Genomic DNA, 25,638 nt, shown 5'->3' with positions numbered 1-25,638 from the left:
CCCCAATTTTATTTGATTAGAATCCCTCTCGCTCCTTGTGGGCAGGCTACGGAAAACCTCAACTAACGCACAAGAGACCAATAAAATGGCCAAATTTACCAAGACTCTGATCGCTGCCGGTCTGCTGGCTGCTGCCGCTACCCCAGCCTTTGCTGCTGACTACAGCGGTGATATCCACAAGAATGACTACAAATGGATGCAGTTCAACGTTATGCATACCATTGACCAGATGCCTTATAGCAACGAAAAAGGCGGCTATAACGACACTTATTTCGAGATGGAGTTTGGTGGTCGTTCCGGTATTTTTGATCTGTATGGTTATGTCGACGTTTTCGATATTTTCGACTCTAAGCACAGTGACAAGCACGATGGTGACAACCTTTACATGAAGTTTGCACCGCGAGTGTCTCTGGATGCACTGACTGGCCAGGATCTCTCTTTTGGTCCGGTGCAAGAAGTCTATGTTGCCTCTCTGTTTAGCGTGGGTGGCCCACATGGATTGTTTGAATCCATGGTTGGTCTGGGTACTGACGTACAGGTACCTTGGTTTGGCAAGGTTGGCATGAACCTGTACAAACGCCATGTCAACGAATCAGGCATCATCAATGATAAAGGTGAGAAAGTATACACTGGTGGTGAAGGTTGGAATGGTCAACAGTTCTCCATGAACTGGTTTAAACCCTTCTACACCTTCTCTAACGGTAGCTTCGTCTCCTACCAAGGTTATCTGGATTACACCTGGGGCATGAAAGAGTCTACTCACTCCGACGGCCTGGGTACCTTCCACGGTATCTACTGGCATTCCGACCGTTACGCCGTTGGTTACGGTCTGAAGTACTTCAACGAAATCTACGGTATCGATAATGGTCACTCTTTCGATGGAACCAATCACCTGAAGACTACCGGTTTCAGTCACTACTTCTCTGTTACCTACAAGTTCTAATAAAACTTGGGGTACAAAAAACCGGAGCCTTGGCTCCGGTTTTTTTATTTCTGCTCGATTGGATGGGCGCGAAGAGAGAAAGCGCCCGGGCCAATCAGTCGCGGAAGTTCTGGAACTGCATCGGTTGACCCAGTTCGGCGCCACGGACCAGTGCCATGGTCTCTTGCAGATCGTCGCGCTTCTTGCCGGTGACACGTACTTCATCACCCTGGATGGCGACCTGTACCTTGATCTTGGAGTCCTTGATCAGCTTGACCAGTTTCTTGGCGATCTCTTTCTCGATCCCCTGCTTGAATTTGACGGTCAGGTGGAAGCGCTTACCGGAGTGAACGGAGTCACCCACTTCCATGGAGCTGTTTTCGATGTTGCGCTTGAGCAGAGCTGCGCGCAGGATTTCGACCATCTGCTTGAGCTGGAAATCGGCATCGGCTTCCAGTTTTACCTCTTCCTTGTTCAACTCGAAGCTGGCTTCTACCCCACGAAAATCGAAACGGGTGGCCAGTTCACGATTGGCGTTGTCGACTGCGTTCAACACCTCGTTCATTTTGACTTCAGAGACAATATCGAATGACGGCATAGCCGGAGCTCCTCATGTTGCGTTATCGGGGGGCAAATCTACCAGAAAACAGGCAAATTTGCTGATTTTGATGGGGTTGCTCTGCTAGAATCCCCTGCGCACAGGATGGATGGACCCGTTAGTGTCCGCCTGCGAGTTCTTCACTTATCCCCGGTAACAGGTTGAGAGGATTGCAACCCTTACCCTGACAGAGTCACACCATGCCAAGCGGATTAAAAAATTCCCGACAGCCTGTTATGCCACCTGTGATCCCGCAGTGGTCACTGTTGGGTTGTGGCGCCCTCGGCGGCGTTTTTGCCTCCCTGCTGACCATCAGCGGTCAATCTACCCGTGTCTTGTTGCGCGAACATCATAAGTCCACGCTCCATCCGGGGATCGATTTCACCTCGCTGGAGGGGCATGTTCAACTGCTCAATATCGAGCGCGGATTTGTCAGCAAACCCGGCAAGATCCAGCGTCTGCTGGTGATGACCAAGGCCAGTCAGCTGATGGCCGCACTGACGCCGCTGGTGGGTAAGCTCGATGCCGGCGTGCCGATCGTGCTGCTGCACAACGGGATGGGCATTGCCGAGCAAGTGGTCGAGATGTTCCCGCACAATCCGGTGATTGCCGGTGTCACCAGCCATGGCGCCATGCAGTGCGGCCATTTTGTCTTCCGACATACTGGCAAGGGCGAAACCTGGCTCGGCCCGATCAATGAAGCCGCCAAGGCCCACGCCGCGCTCGCGGATGAGCTGGCGCTGGCATTGGGTCAGGCGGGTTGGGATGAGCAGGTATTGGCGCGCCAGTGGCAAAAGCTGGCCATCAACTGTGTCATCAATCCCCTCACTGCCCTCTACAAGCTGAAAAACGGCGAGCTGGCAGGCCCCCGTTTTGCCGATGCCCTGCAGCAGATCTGCGTGGAAGTGGCGGATGTGATGTGCGCCGAAGGGATTGCGACCACGGCCGACGAGTTGCAGCGCCGGGTGATGACAGTGGTGGAACTGACCGCTGACAATTACTCCTCCATGTATCAGGATATGGAGCTGGGACGCGAGACCGAGATTGAGGCTATCACTGGCTTCCTGCTGGCCAAAGCGGCCCGGCATGGCATCGCCGTACCGGTCAATCAGGGTCTCTATCAGGCGATCAAAGAGAAGAGTCAGGCCGCCTGACCTTTTACATGGCAGAGCAAGCAGCAAGGAGGCAGGAATGAGCGTATTGGTGCTGGTGGCCCCCGGGTCGGAAGAGATAGAGACGGTCGCCATTGTCGATACCCTGGTGCGCGCCAGCATCGAGGTGGTGCTGGCTTCTTGCTGCCCAGCCGGATCCCGGCAGGTGAAAGCGTCGCGCGGGGTACAGCTGGTGGCCGATTGTCATATCGACGAGCTGACCCGTCGGGACTTTGAAGCCATCGTGGTGCCCGGCGGCTTGCCCGGCAGTGAAGTGATCCGCGATACCCCGCTGGCCATCGATCTGCTCAAAGAGCAGGCTGCTCTTGGTCGCTGGCGTGCGGCCATCTGCGCCGCCCCGGTGGTGGTGTTGCAACATCATGGTCTGCTGGAGGGTACCATCGTCACCTGTCATCCCGGCTTTCAGTCCCGACTACCGACATCGCAGCTGTCACATGAGCGGGTCGTCAGGGATGAGACTCATCGCCTTATCACTAGTCAGGGGCCGGGCAGTGCCATCGAGTTTGCGCTCGAACTGGTTCGGGTGCTGCGCGGGGATGAGGTGGCAGCCACTGTCGCTGGCCCTATGGTGCTGCCTTGAGCGCACTCTGCTGCTGAATCAAGCTGGCCATGCGTTGAAAAACGGGCCCCGGTCATCTTGAGCGGGGCCCGTTTGCTATCAGGCGTTGTCGGTCACGCCATCTTGTCCGGCTCAGTAGTCGTACAGTTTGCACTTCTTCTTGCGAAACTCTTCACGCCAGCGTGACAACTCCTGCTCTGTGCCGAGCGTGTCCCCTTTCTTGATGGCCTGCTCCAGTATCTCAATCCGGTCGTACAGCCAGCGGCACTCTGCCGTCGGGTTGTTCTTGCCGATGCCGGTCAACGGCAGCAAACAGAGTCCCAGCCAAAGATATTTCATCCCGAACGCTCCTTGTCATTGTGGTAGTAAAGGTCTCTTTGGAGTCTACCACTTTAGCCGCAACGAGAGAGATAGAGCTGCGGTTATCCTTGGAGTAAGATGGTGCCATGTCTGTTTATTTATACAGTGGTATGCGCAAGATCATCCATATCGACATGGACTGCTTTTTTGCCGCGGTGGAGATGCGGGACAATCCGGCGTTGCGGGAGGTACCGCTTGCCATCGGTGGGGCCTCCGAGCGGCGCGGTGTCATCTCGACCTGCAACTATGTGGCGCGCCGGTTCGGGGTGCGCTCCGCCATGCCGAGTGCACTGGCGAAAAAACTCTGCCCACCGCTGGTACTGATCCCGGGACGGATGGCGGTGTACAAGGATATCTCCCGCCAGCTCAGGGCCATTTTCCTCCGTTATACCGATCAGGTTGAACCGCTGTCGCTGGATGAAGCCTATCTCGATGTAACCCACAGCCGCTGTTGTGGTGGCAGTGCCACCCTGATGGCACAAGAGATCCGGCAAGCCATCGTCACCGAACTGGGATTGACCGCCTCGGCCGGTGTGGCCCCCAACAAGTTTCTCGCCAAGCTCGCCTCGGAGCAGCGCAAGCCCGATGGTCTGTTTGTCATTCGTCCCGACGAGGTGGCGGAGTTTGTCTGCCAGTTGCCCCTCGGCAAACTGCCCGGGGTGGGGCGCAAGACCGCCGAGCGGCTGGAGGCGCAGGGGCTCTACACCTGCGAGGATGCGCGGGCCTTGTCGGAGGATGAGCTGTGCAGTCATTTTGGCAAGCTGGGGGCGATGCTGACGACCCGGATCTGGGGACTGGACGAGCAACCGGTGCAGGCGCACCGGATCCGTAAAACCATCGGGGTGGAGACCACGTTGGCAAGTGATCTCTGTGACGAAGCCGCCTGCCTGGCGGTATTACAGCAACTGCTGCCAGAGCTGGAGCGGCGATTTCAGCTGGCGTGTCCTGCCGAGCAGGTGATGGGGCAGGGGATCAAGCTCAAGTTTGCCGACTTCCACCAGACCACCGTCTATCGCAGTCAGGGTGGCTATTTGCCCGCCTTGTTTGTTCCCCTGCTCAAAGAGGGGCTGCAACGGGCACAAGGACGTTCGGTTCGCCTGTTGGGATTGGTGGTGGGTTTGCCAAAAGAGGGGGAAGTTAATCAACTCTCGCTGGATTTGCTGTGAGATGGTTAAGTTTTTGTTTATAAAGTCGATAATCTATCCATCTCTCTCTGTATGACGTAGGAATATTGGCATGAGCGCTCTTTCTGTCCAGGGTCGGATTACCCTGATCGCCGGTTGCTGCCTGTTAGTGACAGCCGCGGCCTTGGTTGCCTCTTCGATTTACAACGCGAACAACATGCAGCAGCAGGTGCGGCAAGCCACCATGCACGAGGCGCAGCAGTCGGCCGAGAACTGGATGAAGGCGATGGGCTCGGAGCAGGCGGCCAAGGTGACCAGCTATCTCGATGAGGCCTATTTCCGGGCTAGCTTGCTGGCCGAGAGCGTGTTGTTCCAGCGCAAGAATGCAGCCGACAACTTCGTTCATTCGGAGGCGCTGCGCGGGGCGATCAATCAGCAACTGCAAGATGCGGCGGCCTCATCGACCAACCTGCTCGGTGTCTATGCAGTGTTCGAGCCTGACCAGCTGGATGGGGAGGACAGCAATTATCAGGGCTCAACGGCGTTGGGTTCCAACGACAAGGGGCGCTTCGCCAGTTATTGGGCGTACGACAACGGCAAGCTGGTGCCCGAGGTGCAAAATGAGGAGGTGCTGGCTGACGAGAGCCCAACCGCGGCCGGTGGCGTTGAAAACGAATGGTATCGCTGCAGCATTCGTTCCCGGGCCCTCTGCCTGCTGGAGCCTTATTTCGATAATGTGGGCGATAAGCAGATACTGATGACCTCGGTGACGGTCCCGCTGCTGGAGCAGGAGACCATGCTGGGGATGGTGGGTGTCGATATCTCTCTGACCACCTTGCAGAATCTGGTCTCCTCCATGGACAAGGAGCTCTATGAAGGTAAGGGAAAAATATTGTTGGTGAGTCACGATGGGCTTGTGGCTGGCGCGGACGAGTTTGCCGTGACGCTGGGGGAGAAACTTGCCCAAATCAATCAGGCGCTGGCTGGTGAACTGCAAGGGTGGCTTGCTCAGGGCCAGGAGCTGACTCGCTGGAGCAGCGACGGCGCCCTGTTGCAGACCTTTGTCCCGGTATCCATGCGTGGCACCGACCGTAAATGGGGTATCTACATTGAATTGCCACGCACTGTGGTGCTGGCCTCGGCCCAGCAACTGCAGGATGAACTGGCCAGTGAGGCCAATCGCAGCGTGGTCTCGCAGCTGTCGATCGGGGTGTTGATCTCGCTATTGGCCCTGAGCTTTATCTGGTTGATGGCGCGCCAGATTGTGGCGCCCATCCGCGCCGTGGTTGCCCGCCTCAAGGATATCGCCAGTGGCGAGGGGGACTTGACCCAGCGCATCGAGATCCAGCGGCAAGACGAGATCGGCGAGCTGGCCAAGTGGTTCAACAGCTTCCTCAACAAGTTGCAATCCACCATCAGTCAGGTGATTGATACCGTCTCCGGTACGCGCAACAGTGCCGAGCGAGCCGCACAGGTGGCTGAGCGTACCAGCAGCGGCATGCAGGCCCAGTATCAGGAGATCGATCTGGTGGCGACCGCATTTGAAGAGCTGAGCGCCACGGCGTTGCAAGTCTCCGGTAATGCTGGTTCGGCGGTGGAGGCTGCCAATACCACTGACGCCGCGGCGCAAGAGGGCAAGTATGTGGTGGCCGATACCCAGGAGGCGATGCGCAAGTTGATGACCATCATCAACGATGCCCAGCCGGTGGTGGAGCGGCTTTCGGCCAACAGCGGTAACATCAATGACATCCTCATCGTGATCCAGGGGATTGCCGAGCAGACCAACCTGTTGGCACTCAATGCGGCCATCGAAGCGGCGCGAGCCGGTGAACAGGGGCGAGGTTTTGCCGTGGTGGCCGATGAGGTGCGCAATCTGGCAGGCCGCACCCAGAATGCCATCGTCGAGATCCAGAACCTGATCAGCCAGCTGCAATCCGGTACCGGCGCCGTGGTCAAGGCGATCCGCGATGGCCATGACCAGGCTGACGAGACGCTCACCAAGGTGGATCTCTCGGTGCAGGTGCTGGAGCAGATCATCCAGTCGGTCTCCACCATCCATCAGATGAACGAGCAGATTGCCCGGGCGGCACAGGAGCAGAGCCGGGTGGCAGACGAGATCAACCGCAACGTCAGCAACATTCGCGATGTGAGCCACACCATCCGGGCTGAAGCGGCAACGTCCGCCGAAAATGGCCGCGAGCTCGCTGCGCTGGCTGACAAACAGCAGCAACTGGTGGGGCAGTTCAAGGTATAGCGGGATCAAAAAAGGCGCCATCCAGCTGGAGGCGCCAAACACATTCAGATGACAGACTGGGTCAAACCGGTGAGATTTGAGCCCCTCTTCCCGCAGAGGAAGCAACACAACACCACAATCACAGTCGAAAGACTCACGAAAAACCCATGTAAACCAACATGTAGTAGAAAATGTGAGCCATATGACGACTGATTGCTGGGCGAATTATGTTTATTCACTGGTCGACCCGCAACCGACAAATTATAATGCGCCCCATTAGAAAAACTCATCGTCGGCTGGTGTCATGTCTCGTCGTTTACCTCCGCTCAATGCCCTCAAGGCGTTTGAAGCAGCGGCTCGTCACTTAAGCTTTACCCGCGCAGCAGAAGAGTTGTTTGTGACTCAGGCTGCCATCAGTCACCAGATCAAGGCGCTGGAGGAGTATCTTGGCATCAAGCTGTTCCGCCGAAAAAACCGCTCCTTATTGCTGACAGAAGAAGGGCAGGGCTATTTCCTGGATATCAAGGACATCTTTGCCTCCATCTCGGAGGCGACCGACAAGCTGCTGGCCCGCAGTGCCAAGGGGGCGTTGACTGTCAGTTTGCAGCCGAGTTTCGCCATCCAGTGGCTGGTGCCGCGGTTGGTCAAGTTCAGCGAGCGCCACCCCGATATCGACGTGCGGATCAAGGCGGTTGATCTCGACGAAGGGTCGCTTACCGACGATGTGGATGTGGCTATCTACTACGGGCGCGGCAACTGGCCGGGCCTACGTTGCGACAAGCTGCATACCGAATACCTGATCCCGGTCTGTTCCCCCTTGCTGCTGACCGGGCCCAAGCCACTGCGTACGCCGCAGGATTTGACCCTTCATACCCTGCTGCACGATACCTCCCGCCGCGACTGGAAGGCCTGGTTCCGCCAGCTGGACATCGATGCGCCCAACGTCAATCAGGGGCCCATCTTCAGCCACTCCACCATGGTGATCCAGGCTGCGATCCACGGCCAGGGGGTGGCGCTCGGCCACAGCGTGCTGGCACAACCCGAGATTGAGGCCGGCCGCCTTATCTGCCCGTTCGAGCAGGTACTGGTGAGCAAAAATGCCTTCTATCTGGTGTGCCAGGAGCAACAGTCGGATCAGGGCAAGATCGTTGCCTTCCGCGACTGGATGCTGGAGCTGGTGGAGCAGGAAGAGGCGCGTCGCAGGGCAAGGCTTGCCGATGCCTGAGGTGATCCGCGAGGGGGCAATTGATGCCCCCGTTCGCATTTTGCTGGCTCACGGCGCAGGCGCCGGGATGGAGCACGCCTTTCTTGCCGAGTTGTCACGCTTGCTGGCTGGCCCCGATATCGAAGTGGTGCGCTTCAACTTTCCCTATATGGCCAAACGGGCTTTGGATGGCATACGCAGGCCGCCTGATCGGCAGCCGGTATTGCTTGAACACTGGCGTGAAATGATCCGGACATTTGCTCATCCCAGACTGTTCCTGGCGGGCAAGTCGATGGGCGGGCGGATGGCGGCAGAGCTGTATCGTGAAGGCGGGGGTGAGATGAATGCTGCAGGATTGCTCATTCTCGGGTATCCTTTCCACCCTCCGGCCAAGCCCGACAGTTGGCGAGGCGAGGTACTCAAGCATATTGCGGTGCCAACCCTGCTGTTACAGGGGGAGCGCGATACCTTCGGTCGTCGCGCCGAACTGGCCGATTTCCCCTTCTCACCCGCCGTATCGGTCCATTGGTTGACCGATGGTGATCATGGTTTCAAACCGCGTAAAGCCAGTGGCGTGAGTGAGCAGGAGAATATGCAGCATGCGGCGGCGGTCATCAGCCATTTTGTGGCCCGGCACGGATAGCACGAGAGGGTTGGCTTTATTGCCAGCCGTGATGAGAGAGGGAGAGTGAGGATGCAGATCCATCGACATGTTCATCGACACTGGCTGATACTGGCCGGTCTCTTCGGGTTGACGGCCACCATGCTGGGAGCGTATGGCGCCCATGGATTGGCAGCGACCGGCATTACGCCCGAGCGTCTGGCGGTGTTCAATACCGCCGTGCAATATCAGTTTTTTCACGCATTGGCCCTGCTGGTTCTGGGTTGGTGTGGTGTGCGCAGCAAGGTGATCCACCTGGCTGGCACCGCCTTTGTGCTGGGGATCATCGGATTCTCCGGCAGTATTTACGCCATGGTGCTGCTTGGCAGCAAGGGGCTGGGGTTGATTACCCCGGCCGGTGGCCTCTGTTTTATGTTGGGATGGGCGGCCCTGATCTGGGCCGGCTGTCGTCTTGGAGGAAAAAATGAATAATCTGCTGCTTTATTGCCGCCCCGGTTTTGAGAAAGAGGCGGCTGCAGAGATCACCGAGCGTGCCGGTAACATGCAGTGCTACGGTTTCGCCCGGGTCAAGGACGACAGCGGTTATGTGATCTTCGAACTGTATGACGAGGAGCAGGCGGACCTGCTGGCTCGCAAGCTGCCGTTCCGCGAGCTCATCTTCATCCGTCAGATGCTGGTAGTCACCCATGAGCTGAAAGCGCTGGATGTCGCCGACAGGATCTCCCCCATCATCGACGCCGTGAGTGACTACACTATTTGCGGCGATCTGCGGGTCGAGACTGCGGATACCAACGAAGCGAAAGAGCTGTCGGCCTTCTGCCGCAAGTTCACCGTGCCGCTGCGTCAGGCGCTTCGCAGCAATGAGATCCTGACCAAGAAGGAGACGCCGAACCGTCCGGTGTTCCACGCCTTCTTCATGGCCAATGATCATGTATTGCTGGGCTACTCCTACTCGTTCAACAACTCCGGATTCCACATGGGGATCCCGCGCCTGCGCTTCCCGGCCGATGCACCGAGCCGCTCCAGCCTCAAGCTGGAAGAGGCGTTTTACGTGTTCGTGCCGCGGGAAGAGTGGGATGTGCGTCTCTGCTCCGGCATGAAGGCGGTGGATCTGGGCGCTTGCCCGGGCGGTTGGACCTATCAGCTGGTGCGTCGTGGCATGATGGTGACGGCGGTCGACAACGGCATGATGGCCCAATCCCTGATGGATACCGGTCAGGTCAAGCATATCCGGGATGACGGTTTCGTCTGGCGTCCGAGCAAGAAGAACACCTACTGGCTGGTGTGCGACATGGTCGATAAACCGGCGCGGGTCGTTCACATGATTGCGGACTGGTTCCGTGAGGGCGACTGTCAGGAGGCGATGTTCAACCTCAAGCTGCCGATGAAGAAGCGATATGCCGAATCGGTACACAATATCGAAGTGCTGCGCGAGATGCTCAAGGAGATCGACAACGCGTTCGTGATCCAGGCCAAGCAGCTCTATCACGATCGGGAAGAGATCACCGTGCATGTTTACAACAAGTACTGGGTCTCCAAACTCGAACCCAAGGCGTGATGTAGGCGTTCAGCCCGTACGATAAATACCAAGGCCGACAGGGAAACCTGTCGGCCTTTTGCTATCCGGGGCTTGGAGAATCAGAAACGGTAATCGACGCGCAGGGATGACTCGTCGTCGGTCACCTTGATCTCGATCTGCAGCGGGATGGTTTTATCGACCGGATTGAACTGCATCTTGACCCCGTCTCCTCTGAGCTTGATGGCGGTATTCATGCTGCCTGCCTTGAACTTTACTCTGGGTTTGTAGCGATCAAACGAGAGGCTGACGCTTTTTTCCGGGGTCAAATTGAGTTGCTGATAGGAGGTGACCTTCTGGTTGCCAAAATTGTCGGTGGTCACCTCTATGCCGAAAGACAAGGGCTTGGGCGCTTTCAGCAGGTCGTTGGTATCCAGGCTTGAGCGCCATACCTCGGTGGCAGTCTGCTTTTCCTGCTGCGGCAGTTTGGCGGTTTGGGTTGATTGGCTCTGTTCGAAGGCACTTGCAGTGCCACACACCAGCAGCAGACCCGAAACCAGATAGCACCCGTATCCCTTCATGAAAAACACTCCCTGTTCTTCTTATCTATTGAACATAGTTGTTGTTTCGGGAGTGGCAACGTAATCGTAAACATAAAAAAAAGGAGCCGAAGCTCCCTTTTAAAAGCAATGAATTAACTCACAGTCGATCGATGATGGCCTGGGTGAATTCGCTGGTGGATGCACTGCCGCCCAGATCGCGAGTGACCCGATCACCGGATTCGATGGTCGCTCGTACTGCTTCGCGGATCCGCTCTGCTTGATCCTGCATGCCGAGGTACTCCAGCATCTGGATGGCGGCGAGGATCACCGAGGTCGGGTTGGCAATGTTCTTGCCTGCGATGTCTGGCGCAGAGCCATGTACCGCTTCGAAAATGGCGGCGCCATCGCCGATGTTGGCACCCGGTGCCATGCCCAGCCCGCCGACCAGACCGGCGCAGAGATCCGAGAGAATGTCGCCGAACAGGTTGGTAGTGACCATGACATCGAAACGCTCCGGATACATCACCAGATTCATGCAGGCGGCATCGACGATCATCTCTTCGCTCTGGATATCCGGGTAGTGGCTGGCGATTTCACGGGCCACTTCGAGGAACAGGCCGGAGGTCGACTTGAGGATGTTCGCCTTGTGGATGATGGTGACCTTCTTGCGGCCCTCCTGACGGGCCAGCTCGAAGGCGAACTTGACGATGCGCTCGGCCCCTTCGCGGGTGATGATGCTCATTGCTTCGGCGCTGTTGTTGTCATCGCTGCGCTTCTGACCGGCACCCGAGTACATCCCTTCGGTGTTTTCACGCACCGTGATGATGTCGATGTTGTCGTAACGGCTTCGGGTGCCCTTGAAGGAGATGACCGGACGCACGTTGGCGTAAAGGTTGAACTTCTTACGCAGGGATACGTTGATGGAGGTAAAACCGCCGCCGACCGGCGTGGTCAATGGCCCTTTCAGACTCACCTTGTTCTTCTCAATCAGATCCAGGGTAGCCTGGGGCAGCAGCTCGCCATGCTTTTCGAGGGCAACCAGACCCGCATCAGCATATTCGTACTCAAAGTCGCAACCCGCATGGGTCAGGATCTGGATGGCTGATTCAATGATGCTGGGGCCGATGCCGTCGCCGGGGATCACGGTAATTTTTCTTTTGGACATGAGAGGATTCCACTTCCAGGGTATAGGGGAGGATGGGGCTGCTTTATAGCATTTACTCAGCAAACCAACCACATTCCGTTACATTCTACTTACTTTCATCAACAGCGAGGGTGAGTCTCGTCATGGTTCACGCCCTTGCCTGCATTTTTGTTCGGCCATCTATTCCGGCTGGGGCGGGTAGCGGATGTCCCGCAGGTTGAATCCCAGCACAATATCCCGCTGCAAGCGTACCAGTCGCTGGGCCAGCAGCGCCTCATCCTGATGCTGGCGCAGCTTGAGCAACGGTTTGGCGGCATCCTCTTGCTGGCAGGCCTCGAGCATGGCGGCCAGATTGCCATACTGCTGCAACAGTTGGGTGGCTGTTTTGGGGCCAATACCGGGTACTCCCTTGATATTGGAACCGCCGATACCGGTCAGGGCCCAGAAGTCGACCAGCTGAGCGGGGGTGACCCCATATTGCTGCTGGACGAAGGCGGCATCCAGCCAGCGTTTGTTGAAGTAGTCGCGCACCCGGATCTGCGGGCAGATGAGCTGGCAGAATCCCTTGTCGGTGGAGATGATGGTGGCCCTTGCCCCGTGCTGGGCAATCCCACTGGCTAACGTGGCGATAAGATCATCCGCCTCATCGGTCTCGGAGAGCAGGGCATCGACCCCACACTCCCAGAAGGCATCCTGCAGGGTCGCCAGCCCTTCCCGCAGCTCGGGGGGCATGGGGGTGCGCCCCTCCTTGTAGGCTGGATAGACCTCTTTGCGCCAGCTATGCACCTCGCCGTCAAAGACCGCGATGACATGGGTCGGCTCGCTATGGGTCAGCAGCTTGCGGCAGGTATTGATGAGGTTGGCACGGGTGGCGACCAGCGCCTGGGCAGGGGTCAGCGCCTGCTGGGCCTGGACCGCGTGCAGACGGCGAATGAGGTTGAGGGCATCGATGATAAGCAGGTGTGGCCGGATAGTTGACATGGGGCACTCTTGGCGATCGGGACGCTCCATTGTAACAAACCGCTCGCCTGATGGGGATTGATGCTATTCGGAGAGGCATAGAGGTGACTGCACCCCGCCGCAAGCGGCGAGGCTTCCCACTTCTTAGGCCGCTACCGTCAGATTGACGGATTTACGCTGGCCTCCATGGGCAGAAACGGCGAGCCCCGCCGCTTTTAATTCCAATATTCCTTGCTGTCGAATGTTCATGGCCGCGTTGATGTCGCGGTCATGCTCTGCCCCACACGCTGGACATACCCACTGTCGTTGGTGAAGTGGCATCTCCGGCATCTTGTGGCCGCACTCGCTACATGGTTTAGAGCTGGCAAACCACTGATCGAGTTTGATTAGGTGGCAGCCCACCGCTTGGGCTTTGTACTCCAGCCTCATGATAAAACCATGCCAGCCAGCATCGCCAATGGCGCGGGCCAGCTTGTGGTTTTTCATCATATTGGTTGTTTTAAGCGTCTCCACGATGATCGCTTGGTTATCGTCAACTATCGTGCGAGAGAGTTTGTGCTGAAAATCAGCGCGAGCATGGGCTACCCGCTCGTGCAGGGCGGCCAGCTGTAATTTGGCCTTACTACGATTGGCACTGCCTTTTGTCTTGCGAGACAGTGCTTTTTGCTTTCGCCGCAGATTGTGACTGGCGTTGATAAGATGGCGCGGGTTGGCCATCTTTTTGCCACTCGACGCAATGAGGTAGTGGGACAGCCCCATATCATAGCCTGTCACCGCTGTGATGAGGGAGGGCTTGGCGGGAGCCTCACGGCCATCATCGCAAAGGATGGAGGCATAGTATTTCCCTGTCGGGCCACGGCTGACCGTGATGCTGGAGACCACGCCGATAATATCTCGGTGAATGACAGCTCGGATGGGCGTCATCTTCGGTAACAGGATGGCATCGGTCAGCACTTTGCCATTGGGGTGGTAGCTCGATTGCCTGCCTCGCTTGCTCTTGAAGGTGGGCATCCTGGCCTTGAGCTTGGGGTTGAAAAAATTGGCGAATTGTAGTGGCATAGTGAATTTGGCCACCTGATTAGAGGTGATACTCTCACCTCATACACTGACAGGTGACATGATGACGCAATCAAAACGACGTACTTTTACTCCTCAGTTCAAACTTGAGTGCGCACAGCTCGTCCTAGACCAGGGATACGCCATTCGCGCGGCCTGCGAAGCGATGGGCGTTAGCAAATCAGCCATGGAACTATGGGTGCGTCAATTACGTTCCGAGCGAGCTGGGAACTCTCCCAAGGCGACACCTCTGACCCCAGAACAACTTCGGATCCGTGAGCTCGAAAAGCGCTTACGTCGCTTGGAAGAGGAAAATACCATCCTAAAAAAGGCTACTGCTCTCTTGATGTCCGACTCCCTGAACAGTTCTCGCTAGTCGAGAAACTCAAGCAGAGCCATGCAGTTGCCCGTGTTTGCGAGGTGTTCGGGATCCACCGCAGCAGTTATAAATATTGGGCTGGCAGGGTAACGACCATTTCTCCCCAGCTTGTCGAACTGCGCAGCGAAATACGCCGTGCGCATGAACTCAGCAATGAGTCTGCTGGCGCACGCACGATAGCGGGGATCGTGACTGAGAGGGGATTGCCTCTCAGTCGTTATCGAGCAAGTAAGCTAATGAAAGTATTGGGATTAGTGAGTCGACAGCAACCACAGCACAAGTACCGTAAGGCACAACGAGAGCACGTTACTATCCCTAATTTACTGGAGCGGCAGTTTGCTGTGACGGCCCCCAATCAGGTGTGGTGCGGCGATGTGACGTACATCTGGACTGGCCAACGCTGGGGCTATCTGGCGGTAGTAATGGATTTGTTTGCCAGAAAACCGATTGGATGGGCGTTCTCGCTCGCGCCTGATAGTGAGTTGACGATGAAGGCTCTGACCATGGCCTATGAGCAACGAGGGCAACCACAGGGGGTGATGTTCCACTCTGATCAGGGCAGCCATTACAGCAGTCGTCGATATCAACAACTGTTATGGCGGTATCGGATAAAACCGAGCATGAGTCGACGTGGTAATTGCTGGGATAACGCGCCGATGGAGCGGCTATTTCGTAGTTTGAAAAGTGAATGGGTTCCTGAGCATGGTTACAAAAATGTGGTCGATGCCAGGGAGAGCATCAGTGAGTATTTGATGGGCTATTACAGTAGCATTCGCCCCCATCACTACAACGGTGGTTTGACACCAAATGAATCTGAGCGGCAGTATTGGGCTGCTTATAAAACCGTGGCCAGTTTTACTTGACCACTACAAATGCCTTATCCAGGTTGATCACCGCCTGCTGTAAGGCTTGTGAATCGTACTCTTTCAGCCAGCTGTATTTGCGCGATTTTTTTGCCACAGCGAGCAGGGGTTTCAAGTCGCGTTTGGGTTTCAGTGAAACCCCGTGGCGCTGGAACATGTGCCGCTGAATATGAAGGGCTTTGTTGTACGCGAACCGCACCGCGCCGAACTGAGCATTGAGGAATGCCGCTTGTTCGTCGGTGGGGTAAATACGTACTTTTGTGGCTCTTTTCATGATTAAAAACACAGGCTGTATATAAGCGGCGCTGTTCCCTTTACGTGTAGGTGAGCCGAGTGACTCCGCCAAGCAGCCATGAACAGGATGTATTCGGCTCCTGGTTCACCACTCGAAACCAAGCAAGGTAGTTTTCCAGGTAGTCTGTCCCTACTCCGTGAAATTTGGCCATCCATTCCCGCCAACGACTCACGTAGTTATTGAGGGTCTGGATGTGGAAAACATCATCTTCTACTCGATGATGAGCGCTGGCGATCAACCGCTTATGGATCACGCCCGGCGCGTTCTGTGCAATCGTGCTGTAACTTAGATTGCCATCCGTGCACAGGATTGTTCCCGCCGTGAGGAGTGGTTTTAGGGAAGGTTCGATTTGACTCAAGCTTTTATCTAACAACACAGCATCACTTTCTCGACCATATCGATCTAGCGCGATTAAGAGCGGGACCAAGGGTATATGCCCACGTTTTTTACCCTTCGCGCCCCGGCGCCTTGCTGGACGATCCAGATGACGTCGTCCCTTAAATGATTCGGCTACAAATACCTCATCGGCCTCGACGATCCCGGCCAATTGCTTGGCTCGAGTGGTCAGTGCGTAGCGCAGAAAGCGATGGCGCCAACGAAATGCGGTCTTCAGGTTGATGGCGCACTCTCTGGCAGCGGCTCGCAGCGACAACCCACGACTGAGGCAGTCAGCATAGGCAGCCCACTTGTGCTTGTGATGAAGCCCCGCCAAAGCAGAACCATCCAATTGATTGAATGTTTTGCCGCATGCCTTACAACGGAACCGCTGCTGACCACGAGCACGTCCCCAATGAATGACATGGGAGGAATTGCAACAGGGGCATGCTGCGACAGCCTCGCTCTGGTTTGCCAATGCCTGATGGAGTTGATCACGTTGCAGATGGTGACGAAGTTGTTCCTGGGCGCGTTCTAGTTGGATTGGGTCGAGCTGGGCAAAAGAACGCAGCATTGAGGAAAACGCTTGGCTGTCCATGGCAAGCTCCTTACTCAAATAACCTGAAATAAGTATAACGCTTGCCACCAATACGGCTCTGGAACAGCGCCATATAAGCACAGTTATAGCGCATGCCAGTGAAATCAACAACCGCTGCGGACGTGCGGCAGGCGCGACTATCGAGACACTGAAGACATAGGCGGGCTCGCAAACGCATCAGATTAGCTCCCCTTATATCCCCGCCCGATTGGGCTAGGGTTTACGGGGCATCTGCTAATAAAGAGGGGCCCCGATGGGCCCCTCTGTCGATGATGTGGCTGTCTGTACCCTAGCGGACGATTTCGTAGCAGGGCACATACTGGCTGCCCGGCAGCTTCATCCGCTGCTGCTTGACGAAGCTTTCCAGCAGCTTGTCCATCAGGTGCATCAGCTCCTTGTCACCGTGCAGCCTGAAGGGGCCCTTCTTCTCGATGGCGCGAATGCCCCCTTCCTTGACGTTGCCAGCTACGATGCCGGAGAAGGCGCGACGCAGGTTGGCAGCCAGCAGTTGCGGCGGCTGGTTGCGGTGCAGATCCAGACTGGCCATGCTGGCGTGATCCGGCTCGAAGGGGAGCTGGAACTCTGGCTCAATCTTGAGGGACCAGTTGAAGGAGTAGGCATCGCCGACCGATTTGCGATATTCGCGGATTTTCGGCATTGCCTCTTTCATCACCCGGGCCACTTCCGGCGCATCGCCGACAATGATCTGGTAGAGCCGGGTCGCAGACTCGCCCAGGGTTGCCTTGATGAAGTCATCGATGGCGCGGAAGTAGTCTGCACTCTCTTTCGGGCCGGTCAGGATGATGGGCATCGGTTGCCGTTCATTCGCCGGGTGCATCATGATGCCGAGCAGATAGAGCAGCTCTTCGGCGGTGCCAACTCCGCCCGGGAAGATGATGATGCCGTGGCCCAGACGCACGAAGGCCTCCAGTCGCTTCTCGATATCCGGCAGGATCACCAGCTCGTTGACGATGGGATTGGGGGGTTCGGCGGCGATGATGGAGGGTTCGGTGAGGCCGATGTAGCGCCCGTTTCGTACCCGCTGTTTGGCATGGCCGACGGCGGCGCCCTTCATCGGCCCCTCCATGGCGCCCGGGCCACAACCGGTACAGATGTTCAGCTCGCGCAAGCCCAGTTCGCTGCCCACCGCGCGGGTGTACTGGTACTCGATCTCGTTGATGGAGTGGCCCCCCCAGCAGACGATCAGGTTGGGATCGGCGCCGGGCAGGATCACTTTGGCGTTGCGCAGAATGGCGAACACCACGTTGGAGATATGGGTGGAGTTGGTCAGATTGACCAGCCGGTTCGATTCGAGCTGGTTGGAGACATACAGTATGTCGCGCAGCACCGAGAAGAGGTGCTCCTGAATGCCGCGAATGATCTCGCCATCAACAAAGGCGTGCTCGGGGGCATTGAACAGTTCCAGCTTGACCCCGCGCTCGCGCCGGATCACATGAATATCGAACGATTTGAAGCGTTCCAGGATCTCCTTGGAGCTGTCGGTATGGCTACCGGAATTGAGCACCGCCAGCGAGCAGTTGCGAAACAGTTGATAGATATCGCTGGAGGCAGTCTGTTTGAGGCGATCCACCTCAAGCTGTGACAGCAAATCCATGCTGCCAACGGGATTGATGTGCGTAATCATAAGTTCCCCTTTACTCATTTGTTATCATTGTGTTTTTCCCTGGGGAGAAAAGGGGACGCCATGTGGCATCCCCTGAGATCGATAGTAGTGGTAACAGAGGGGGGAGGGAAATAGGGAAAAGAGTGTTCGCTGTTTTTAAACCGCTTGTCAGGCCAGTGTCACTTGATCCCGGCCTGCGTTCTTGGAGTGGTAGAGTGCCTTGTCCGCCCGCTCGAACACATCGGAGGGGTTGTCCCCCTCCTTGAAGAGGGTTGCGCCAATGGAGATAGTGATCTCCACCTTGGCATCGCGAAAACGGAACGGGATGCTCTTGATGGTCTGGCGCAGGGTCTCCAGCGGCTTCTGGAACTTGTCCGGGTTGATGTTGGGCAGCAACACCACGAACTCTTCGCCACCAAAACGGGCGATGAAGTCTGTGTCACGCAGGGCGCCCTGCAGCGCCTTGGCGACCACTTTCAGCGCTTTGTCACCCGCCATATGGCCGTAGTTGTCGTTGATGTTCTTGAAGTGATCGATGTCGATGATCGCCATGCAGAGCGGTGTGCTGTAGCGAAGCCAACGTTTGAACTCCTGCTCCAGCCGTTCGTCGAGGGCGGCCCGGTTGTGCACCTGGGTCAGGCTGTCGAGGAACAGCTTGTGCTTTTGAATGGTCAGCCGCTTCTTGTACTCGGCGGTCTCCTCCTTCATCAACCGCAGCTTGGACTCCATGGTGGAGAGGTGGGTGAGCAGGTGTCGCTCCCGCGCCGCTGTGTTGTCACGCTCCTGCAGCAGCAGATTGATGGCGCCCATATGGCCAGAAATGGCGCGCTTGAGCGCATCGAGGGAATTATGGCTGGCCAGGGAGTGATCGATCGCCTGCAACTCGTTGGCCAGCGCCTCGCGGGTCTCTCGGGTTTCGTTTTGCAGCGCGCGCCCCTCGTCGAGGGATTCGGTAAATCCGATATGTACTGCGGACAGGCTCTCGTTGAGGGTACTGAGGAAGGCGCGGGAGGCTTTGCGCTCCTCGCGAGTGCCTTCGATGATGAGCTCGATCACCTGCAGGCAGGTTTCCGCCAGCAAGGCAGGGTTGATCCCGATCAGCAGTTGGCGGCGAATATCGCTCAGGCTCTCGCCGATGGCGCCGGCAAAATCGAGTTCGGTGATGAGCCGCTGCAGCTCATCGGCGATGCGAACGTGATCCTTGAGATCAAACGGGTCGACATCGGGCTGGCCATCATTGCTGGCAGTATCGCTTTCTTGTTGAGTTGCACCTGACGGCGCCAACAGGGGCTGGCTTGGCAACAGCTGGATCTTGATCGCCTGCTGGTAGAACTCCAGCAGCTTGATCACCTTCTTCTGGTGATCGGCAATGCCGTAACCGGCGGGACTTGCCAGAAATTCCTTGAGGTACTTGCGGGTCTCTTCCGGGAATCCCTTGATAGTTTTCAGCTGTTTGGAGCCAAGGTCGATGGCGTTCTGGGTCAGGGTGATCGACTCTTCCAGCGCATTGCTGTGCTGCTGCAGCAGCTTTTCAATGGCCAGCAGATCGTCGTCCAGCGAGGTAAATGCGGGATTGTTATCCAGTTTCTGCTTGAGCTTGGCGAAGCGATTGTCCAGCTCGCGGTCGAAGCCACGGCAGGTGAGCATCAACTTGTTGATAAACTGGATGCCGCGGGCACGCTCTGCATCGGAAAACGACAGCACGCCGTCAAGTTCCAGCTGTTTCTGCTGAAGGGATTCCCTGAGCCTGGCCAATTGTCCTGCTACTGCAGCGATGTCATTCATTATCAGGTCGCCCTGTTGTCATTCTTGTTTTTGGTGTCGGATAGCAACAGTGGTCGAACCGGGTTTCGAGCCTCGTCTGTTATCTACATTTTTTGGTGGTTATCAGCAGCCGGCTTCCTTGCCAGGCAGGGCCAATTAACCCATTGCTTTTCATGAGAAGAATTGACTTTTACCAGCCCCTTGTCAATTGCCATCAGGCCGCATTGCCACACATCCCCATTAAAAAATGCCGCCTGCTGGCAATCGATGGCGGCCAGCTCCAGCCAAGCGTTTTGCTGATATTTTACACTGAGCTGAATGGCTCCCGCCAGGGCGAGATAGCAGAGGTCAAACAGACCATGGTGATCGAGTGCCGTGGCTGCCTTGGGCAGGAACGGATGACTGACGATGCCTAGGCTGATACAGCGATCCAGCGGGTATTGGCAAGGGAAGGCCGCGATGGCGGTCAGCAGGTCTCCCGCCAGTTGATGCAGGTTGTTGACGTGGCGCTGTGGCACCACGTAGAGCATGTGTCCTTCGCGCAAGTCATAAATACGGCCATCTTGCGGGGTCAGGGTGTTCATATAGGCACCGAATGCCTGTTCGATCTCGCTGCTGGCCTGATAGCCGTGCTGCTCCAGCGTGTTGACCAAAAAGGGCACCCGGAACAGCAGGTAGTGCAGCTTGTCATCGAACTCGCTGGAGGGCTGTTCACTGAGATACCAGCGATCCGATTTCAGCTGGCGTTTGGCCATCTCACGTGGCCAGCGGTTCATCAGCCGCTGCCAGTTGGCCAGCCCCGAGCGCGGTTCGATCAGCAAGGCTTCACCGGCCCGCTTCAGTTGCAGGCGGGCAGTGCGCAGCTTGAGCCAAAGGGTGAAAAAGAGGTAGATAAAGAGCGCCAGCAACAGGCTGGTGGTGATGCTCGACCAGAGATAGCGCTCCTGCTGGTGCTGGCTGTTGTTCAGACGCTGTTCCAGCTCCTTGATGTGCTGTACCCGTTCGACCTGGACATAGTTGTCGCGGATCGCCGCCTGTTCCATGGCCAGCTCCTGCTGGCGCACCTCTTCGCCCAGACGGTGGAAGAGCTTGTAGCTGTCGAGGGCTTGGCGCAGATACCCCTTCTGCTCATAGGCGAGCGAAAGCAGGCGGAATACCTCGTACTGACGGCGCGCATCGCCGAGCTGATTGGCCAGCGCCCGGGCACGTTCCAACTGCAGGATGGCGATGGCGGCTTCCTGTTTCTTCAGATAGAGCTCGCCGAGCAGCAGCAGGGTATCGATCAGCGGCTCTTTGGCATTGCTCAGCTCGTGGGACTGACGGGCCGCATTGAGATAGTTACTGGCCAGCGACAGATTACCGCTTTGCAGGTAGGTTTTGCCAATCTCGTATTTGAGCAGGGAGGCTTGCGGCCGGTTGCTCCCCTCATCGAGCAAATCCAGCGCATTGAAGAAGTAGACCAGCGCCATATTGAGGTCGCCCTGCTCGCGGTTGAGTCGCGCCAGCACCATCAGGGAGTCGCACAGCAGGGCAGGGTTGCCGATGGTGTGGAAGTAGTTGGCCGCCTCATTGGCATATTGCAACGCTTTCTGGGGCTCCTGCTCCTGCTGGTAGAGTTTGACGATCTGGTTCGACAGCAGGCCGAGGAAGAGCGGGTCGTTGAGGCTTTTGGCCTGTTGCTGGGCATCGATATATTCCCCCAGCGCCAGCTGTGGCTGCTGCAGCGCGCGATAAAGGTCGCCGCTGATGGCGCTGACCCAGGCACTGGCGAGGGGATTGGGCATCTTGGCTGCCCAGATCCGTGCGGCTGCCAGATGGGCCTTGGCATCATCGAAGTGCTGGTTCTCGATGTCGTAGCTGGTGCGCTGCAGGCGGCCATAGATCTGCAACTGGCTCTGCTTGAGAGTGGGGGCGGCCAGCTGTTTGTCCAGTTGATCCATCAGGGCGCGGAGGGTGTTCTGGTTATCCGCTTTGAGGGCCTGACTGCGGATCTTGAGATAGAGGCCGTGGGCCTTGAGTTCCGGCTGCCCCTCTTTGTCTGCCAGAGCTATAGCCTTGTCGAGCGCTTGCTGGGTGGCCTGATACTGGCCAAGTTGCAGCAGACACTCTCCTTTGAGCAGATGTGCGCCGATGTTCTGGGCTACCGTGCCGTAACTCAGGATGGGTTCGCGATAACCGAATTCCTGGTGATTGCTGATGATTTGCTGGGGATTATTGGCTGCGCGCGTCAAAAAGGCGGTGGTGATCTGGACACATCTGGCAGGATCGGTCAGTACCATCGATTGCGCTTGTTGCAGATCGATAGAGAGTTGCTCCTTGTCCAGATCCAGATTCGGAGCTGACAGGGAGGACATCATCATGGCCAGAAAAAACAGTTGATTCATTGGATTAAGGACGGCGCAGAGGTGTTGGCATGTTATCCAAGCCCCCCCCTGCGAGTCCAGCGTTTACTGTGGTTTGCAGGTGGCCAGCAAGTGGGTTTCGTCTGGAGTTTATTATCCAGCACTCTTATTTCTGCTGGAAAAAGGGGTTAATCGAATCCTTTCAGCCACTTGTACAGGGCAGTGTCCTGCCCTGTCTACTGCAACTCGCCTTTATTGGCGGATCAGACGCAGGTTGGCGGGCACCGCTTCGAAATCGGAGCGGAACGGGTTGATGTCGAGGCCGCCGCGGCGGGTATAGCGGGCATAGACGGTCAACTGCTCGGGTTGGCAATAGTGCTTGAGGTCGATAAAGATCCGCTCGATGCACTGCTCGTGGAACTCGTTGTGCTGGCGAAACGAAATGAGGTAGCGCAGCAGCTTCTCCCGATCGAGTTTCGGCCCCTTGTAGCGGATCACCACGGAGCCCCAGTCCGGTTGGCTGGTCACCAGACAGTTGGATTTGAGCAGGTGGCTGTGCAGGGTCTCTTCTACCTGTTCGCTACCGGCTGCCCCATGCAGCAGGGACGCATCAAACTCGTAATTGTTTACCTCGATATCCTGCTCGTCGATGCACTCGCCAGGCAGCAGGGCAATCTGATGTGGCGCCTTGTCGAGGGGGAACAGGGTCACCTTGACGGTCTTGCCGGCACAGGCGCTCAGATCCTTGGTCAGCATGGCGGCGACTGCCTCGATGGAGTCGCAACGGGTCTGGTTGAACGAGTTGAGATAGAGCTTGAACGATTTGGATTCGATCAGGTTCGCGCTGGTGGCCGGAATGGTCACTTCACCCACCGCCACCATTGGCTTGCCTTTGGCGTTGAGCCAGGAGATCTCATAGAGGGTCCAGACATCGCAACCGGTAAAGGGGAGGTCGTCACCGAGCTGGAGGTCGTCCCGGTTCAGGCTGCGGGGAACCGGCTGCAGCAGGGAGGGGGTGTACTGGCTGATGTAATCGGATTGCTGGCCCAGGCTCAGGCCGGTCAGGGCGCTGGCCCCGGCGTATCTCTCTTGTTTGCTCACAGGGTTGCTCACGTAATGTGCTCATGATGAGTGGAATAAAACGGGCCATTGCAGGGCCGGATGGTTGCAGCCGTTTGGCTTGGGCGCCGGCCTCTCTGTATCACGGATTCGGTATCCTGGTTCGCAAGGTCGGCTGACAACCTTGTCTGTTACCGGGTTTGGTGGTGCAATAGCGGACTTTGCCAGCAATTGTGGGGATTTTCGATGTCGGATCAAGTTTTGTCTGCCCTGGCGCACTTTTTTGCCCGCTGGCAACGGGATGGCGAGGCCAGACGAGGCCTGCCCTTGTGCGAGTGGGAGGCGGACTGGCGTTCTCCGTGCCAACTTGGTGAGCCCGCCGATGGTCGGGTGGCCTGGCGTCCTCACCATCGCCCCGAACCCGCCGATTTTATGGCCATGGCCGATGCCCTTGAGCTGACAATTCATCCCAGCGCCATCGCCCTGTTCGGGCACTGGTTCAGTCGCCCCATCCCCTGCCTCTTCAAGGGGCTGCGCCTTGAACTGATCTTGCCGTGGAACGAGGCGGATCTCGACCTGCTCAGGGAGAACCTCATCGGTCACCTGCTGATGCTGCGCAAGCTCAAACGCACGCCATCTATTTTCATCGCCACCACCCGCCACGAGATGACGCTCATCTCGCTGGATAACGAGAGTGGTCAGGTGTGGCTGGAGTGGCTCGACTCCGGCCGCCGTCTGCCACTGGCTCCCTCCTTGCCGGCGTTTCTGGAACGGCTCGAGACATTGCCGCAATAGATGCTGGTTTGAGCCAACGTGACTCATCGGAACGAAAAGAGCCTTGCCATGCGGCAAGGCTCTTTTGTTATGGCGTCGCGTGCAGGGAGCGCGCTTAATCCTTGAAATCCCAGGAGAGGTTGGAGACCAGGCGGCAGCTGTCGCACTTGAAGTCGAAGATCTCGTGCAGCGGCTCGGCCAGTGCCCACTCACCGCCACAGCTGGGACAGGGGCGCGCCTTCTCGTCGGCGGCGCTCAGCCCGCCCACCCGGTAGAGGTAGTAGTAGGTGGGGATGCCGCTCAGCACTTCCAGCCGTTTGGCCAGATCGCTGCCGCGCCGGTAGAGGCGGCTGCCCACGTCGCCGATTTCGTGCAGCGCCGCATGTTCGGCGATGGAGCCGTTCATCTGCAACTGATCACATGCCTCCCAATCCTCTTGCCACTTGATGATCTGTTTCTGATCGCCGTTGGCGACGGCGGGCAGTTGGTAGAGCGGAATGGGGGCGAAGTGGTCGCCACAGCGCAGCGGCGAGCAGCTGTGCAAAAAGCTGGTATAGAGCAGCATCCAGCTCGGCCGTTCACCCTGCTCGCCGCAAGGATCTGTGCTGTCGGAGAGCAGATCCGCCCCTTGAAGATGGAGCTTTGGCGCCAATAACCCGGCCTGATTGAGCTGCTGTTCGGCCAGTTTGACCTGATCGCTCTGGTTGTCCGGGTGCAGGCTATCCTGCTCCGGGCAGACTACCCGACTGACGAAATAGTCGTCGTGCATGCTGGTGGGGAACTCCCGCCCGAGGATCTGGCCCTGATAACGCAGCATGTCGAGGTAGTTGACGATGGCCCGCTCGGCGTCGCCTAGGGAGGTATCGCGGTAACACTCAAAGCAGAGTTCGACGATATACATGGTTCAGCGCTGCCCCTGCTGGAGGAGCAGGTCGGTCAGGCGATCCACCTTCTGTTCGATGCGCGCGAGCTGTTCGGCGAGTTGCTGCAGGGTGAGCGCCGGTGCTGGCTGGGGCGCTGCTTCGGGCAGGATCTCGCTCTCGGCGGTCGCAACGGGCTGCTGCTTCCACTGGCTCAGCACTTTCAGCAGCTCGGCCATCGGCACGGGCTGGGTGAGGCGGGCCTTGATCATGGCGGTGGTGGGCGTCAGGCCCTTGGCGGCCAGCTCGTTGGCAATTCGGATGATCTCGTGGGCGGACATAAGCATGCTCTGGGTGAGAAGGAGAGTTCGATATCGGGGCGGGATCTTAACCAAAGCCGGCAGGGGAGGAAAGGGGCGGGCGGCTTAGCGGGGCTGGCGCAGCATCACATCAAGCAGGTCGATCGCTTCGCACCAGTCGGAGTCGTGCCACAGGGCGTCGCGCAGAAAGCTGGCCTGGGCGGCATTCCAGAAACTGGCCTCCGGCAACAGGGTCTTGTTGTCGAGGTGATGGTCGTGCACAAAGCGGTGCAGGCTCAGCTCGTCGTTGGCTATCCCGAGTTGGGCAAACAGGGCTGGCAGATCGTGGACAAGGAGTGCCATCTCGTCTCTCCCTTTGTTTAATCCCTGAGAT

26 protein-coding genes are annotated in these 25,638 nt (G+C 57.3%); 11 read left to right on the top strand and 15 right to left on the bottom strand.

Annotated features, from left to right (window positions below; translation table 11 throughout):
• Window positions 1-85 precede the first annotated feature (85 nt).
• The gene (locus tag NMD14_14990) at window positions 86-943 is read left to right on the top strand and encodes an outer membrane protein OmpK (protein ID XEI32053.1); all 858 of its coding nucleotides are present in this window, start codon (window positions 86-88) and stop codon (window positions 941-943) included.
• Window positions 944-1,037: 94 nt separating this feature from the next.
• On the opposite strand, the gene NMD14_14985 is transcribed toward NMD14_14990, so the two are convergent.
• Window positions 1,038-1,520: a YajQ family cyclic di-GMP-binding protein gene (locus NMD14_14985; GenBank protein ID XEI32052.1), complete on the bottom strand. Its 483-nt coding sequence runs from the start codon at window positions 1,518-1,520 to the stop codon at window positions 1,038-1,040.
• A 200-nt stretch (window positions 1,521-1,720) separates the two neighbouring features.
• Here NMD14_14985 and NMD14_14980 point away from each other — a divergent pair, with 200 nt between their 5' ends.
• Window positions 1,721-2,674: a 2-dehydropantoate 2-reductase gene (locus NMD14_14980; GenBank protein ID XEI32051.1), complete on the top strand. Its 954-nt coding sequence runs from the start codon at window positions 1,721-1,723 to the stop codon at window positions 2,672-2,674.
• 37 nt (window positions 2,675-2,711) lie between these two features.
• Window positions 2,712-3,272 (top strand): DJ-1/PfpI family protein, encoded by a 561-nt coding sequence (locus NMD14_14975; GenBank protein XEI32050.1) that lies wholly within the window; start codon window positions 2,712-2,714, stop codon window positions 3,270-3,272.
• A gap of 111 nt (window positions 3,273-3,383) precedes the next feature.
• On the opposite strand, the gene NMD14_14970 is transcribed toward NMD14_14975, so the two are convergent.
• Entirely contained in the window at window positions 3,384-3,590 is a 207-nt protein-coding gene (locus NMD14_14970; GenBank protein ID XEI32049.1) for a hypothetical protein, read from the bottom strand.
• A gap of 131 nt (window positions 3,591-3,721) precedes the next feature.
• On the opposite strand from NMD14_14970, the gene dinB reads away from it, so the two are divergent.
• From dinB to rlmM, 6 genes are all read left to right on the top strand, one after another.
• Window positions 3,722-4,777: a DNA polymerase IV gene (gene dinB, locus NMD14_14965; protein ID XEI34777.1), complete on the top strand. Its 1,056-nt coding sequence runs from the start codon at window positions 3,722-3,724 to the stop codon at window positions 4,775-4,777.
• Between the two features lie 70 nt (window positions 4,778-4,847).
• On the top strand, window positions 4,848-6,989 hold the full coding sequence (locus NMD14_14960) for a methyl-accepting chemotaxis protein (GenBank protein XEI32048.1): 2,142 nt from the start codon (window positions 4,848-4,850) through the stop codon (window positions 6,987-6,989).
• Window positions 6,990-7,272: 283 nt separating this feature from the next.
• Window positions 7,273-8,193 (top strand): transcriptional regulator GcvA, encoded by a 921-nt coding sequence (locus NMD14_14955; protein ID XEI32047.1) that lies wholly within the window; start codon window positions 7,273-7,275, stop codon window positions 8,191-8,193.
• The gene (locus NMD14_14950) at window positions 8,186-8,815 is read left to right on the top strand and encodes an alpha/beta fold hydrolase (GenBank protein XEI32046.1); all 630 of its coding nucleotides are present in this window, start codon (window positions 8,186-8,188) and stop codon (window positions 8,813-8,815) included. Before NMD14_14955 ends, NMD14_14950 begins: the two co-directional genes overlap by 8 nt.
• A gap of 51 nt (window positions 8,816-8,866) precedes the next feature.
• Window positions 8,867-9,265, top strand: coding sequence for a DUF423 domain-containing protein (locus NMD14_14945; GenBank protein XEI32045.1), 399 nt, complete (start codon window positions 8,867-8,869; stop codon window positions 9,263-9,265).
• Window positions 9,258-10,352 carry a 23S rRNA (cytidine(2498)-2'-O)-methyltransferase RlmM gene (gene rlmM, locus NMD14_14940; protein ID XEI32044.1) on the top strand — a complete coding sequence of 365 codons (1,095 nt, stop codon included), beginning with the start codon at window positions 9,258-9,260 and terminating at the stop codon, window positions 10,350-10,352. Before NMD14_14945 ends, rlmM begins: the two co-directional genes overlap by 8 nt.
• An 80-nt stretch (window positions 10,353-10,432) precedes the next feature.
• Here rlmM and NMD14_14935 read toward each other — a convergent pair whose 3' ends face one another.
• The 4 genes from NMD14_14935 to NMD14_14920 form a co-directional block, all read right to left on the bottom strand.
• A complete protein-coding gene (locus tag NMD14_14935; protein ID XEI32043.1) occupies window positions 10,433-10,891 on the bottom strand; it encodes a hypothetical protein in 459 nt (152 codons plus the stop codon).
• A gap of 118 nt (window positions 10,892-11,009) precedes the next feature.
• Window positions 11,010-12,017 (bottom strand): isocitrate dehydrogenase, encoded by a 1,008-nt coding sequence (locus NMD14_14930; protein XEI32042.1) that lies wholly within the window; start codon window positions 12,015-12,017, stop codon window positions 11,010-11,012.
• A 159-nt stretch (window positions 12,018-12,176) separates the two neighbouring features.
• Window positions 12,177-12,977 carry a flap endonuclease Xni gene (gene xni, locus NMD14_14925; protein ID XEI32041.1) on the bottom strand — a complete coding sequence of 267 codons (801 nt, stop codon included), beginning with the start codon at window positions 12,975-12,977 and terminating at the stop codon, window positions 12,177-12,179.
• A 123-nt stretch (window positions 12,978-13,100) separates the two neighbouring features.
• Window positions 13,101-14,015 (bottom strand): transposase, encoded by a 915-nt coding sequence (locus NMD14_14920; protein ID XEI32040.1) that lies wholly within the window; start codon window positions 14,013-14,015, stop codon window positions 13,101-13,103.
• 61 nt (window positions 14,016-14,076) lie between these two features.
• Here NMD14_14920 and NMD14_14915 point away from each other — a divergent pair.
• A protein-coding gene (locus NMD14_14915) for an IS3 family transposase (protein XEI32039.1) occupies window positions 14,077-15,254 on the top strand; the annotation gives its coding sequence in 2 pieces (ribosomal slippage) (window positions 14,077-14,335 and window positions 14,335-15,254; 1,179 coding nt in all).
• Here the strand turns inward: NMD14_14915 and NMD14_14910 are convergent.
• The 6 genes from NMD14_14910 to queF form a co-directional block, all read right to left on the bottom strand.
• The gene (locus NMD14_14910; GenBank protein ID XEI32038.1) at window positions 15,247-15,528 is read right to left on the bottom strand and encodes a helix-turn-helix domain-containing protein; all 282 of its coding nucleotides are present in this window, start codon (window positions 15,526-15,528) and stop codon (window positions 15,247-15,249) included. The genes NMD14_14915 and NMD14_14910 overlap by 8 nt on opposite strands.
• A 40-nt stretch (window positions 15,529-15,568) precedes the next feature.
• Complete coding sequence (locus tag NMD14_14905; protein ID XEI32037.1) at window positions 15,569-16,522, bottom strand: IS1595 family transposase; 954 nt, start codon at window positions 16,520-16,522, stop codon at window positions 15,569-15,571.
• A gap of 289 nt (window positions 16,523-16,811) precedes the next feature.
• Window positions 16,812-18,167, bottom strand: coding sequence for a nucleotide 5'-monophosphate nucleosidase PpnN (gene ppnN / locus NMD14_14900; GenBank protein XEI32036.1), 1,356 nt, complete (start codon window positions 18,165-18,167; stop codon window positions 16,812-16,814).
• 147 nt (window positions 18,168-18,314) lie between these two features.
• Window positions 18,315-19,931 carry a GGDEF domain-containing protein gene (locus tag NMD14_14895; protein XEI32035.1) on the bottom strand — a complete coding sequence of 539 codons (1,617 nt, stop codon included), beginning with the start codon at window positions 19,929-19,931 and terminating at the stop codon, window positions 18,315-18,317.
• Between the two features lie 83 nt (window positions 19,932-20,014).
• Window positions 20,015-22,294, bottom strand: a complete 2,280-nt coding sequence (locus tag NMD14_14890; protein ID XEI32034.1) for a hypothetical protein — start codon at window positions 22,292-22,294, stop codon at window positions 20,015-20,017.
• A 210-nt stretch (window positions 22,295-22,504) separates the two neighbouring features.
• A complete protein-coding gene (gene queF, locus NMD14_14885) occupies window positions 22,505-23,353 on the bottom strand; it encodes an NADPH-dependent 7-cyano-7-deazaguanine reductase QueF (protein XEI32033.1) in 849 nt (282 codons plus the stop codon).
• A gap of 204 nt (window positions 23,354-23,557) precedes the next feature.
• On the opposite strand from queF, the gene syd reads away from it, so the two are divergent.
• On the top strand, window positions 23,558-24,106 hold the full coding sequence (gene syd, locus NMD14_14880; GenBank protein XEI32032.1) for a SecY-interacting protein: 549 nt from the start codon (window positions 23,558-23,560) through the stop codon (window positions 24,104-24,106).
• Between the two features lie 94 nt (window positions 24,107-24,200).
• Here syd and NMD14_14875 read toward each other — a convergent pair whose 3' ends face one another.
• The 3 genes from NMD14_14875 to NMD14_14865 form a co-directional block, all read right to left on the bottom strand.
• A complete protein-coding gene (locus NMD14_14875; protein ID XEI32031.1) occupies window positions 24,201-24,986 on the bottom strand; it encodes a Zn-ribbon-containing protein in 786 nt (261 codons plus the stop codon).
• A gap of 3 nt (window positions 24,987-24,989) precedes the next feature.
• A complete protein-coding gene (locus tag NMD14_14870) occupies window positions 24,990-25,286 on the bottom strand; it encodes a hypothetical protein (protein XEI32030.1) in 297 nt (98 codons plus the stop codon).
• Window positions 25,287-25,370: 84 nt separating this feature from the next.
• Complete coding sequence (locus NMD14_14865; protein ID XEI32029.1) at window positions 25,371-25,607, bottom strand: DUF2789 domain-containing protein; 237 nt, start codon at window positions 25,605-25,607, stop codon at window positions 25,371-25,373.
• Window positions 25,608-25,638: the final 31 nt, after the last annotated feature.

Source organism: Aeromonas veronii (genome assembly GCA_041319085.1).
Classification (GTDB): Bacteria; Pseudomonadota; Gammaproteobacteria; order Enterobacterales; family Aeromonadaceae; genus Aeromonas; species Aeromonas veronii_F.
The sequence above is the reverse complement of the archived record's forward strand: the minus strand, read 5'-3'. Positions and strand labels throughout refer to the sequence as shown.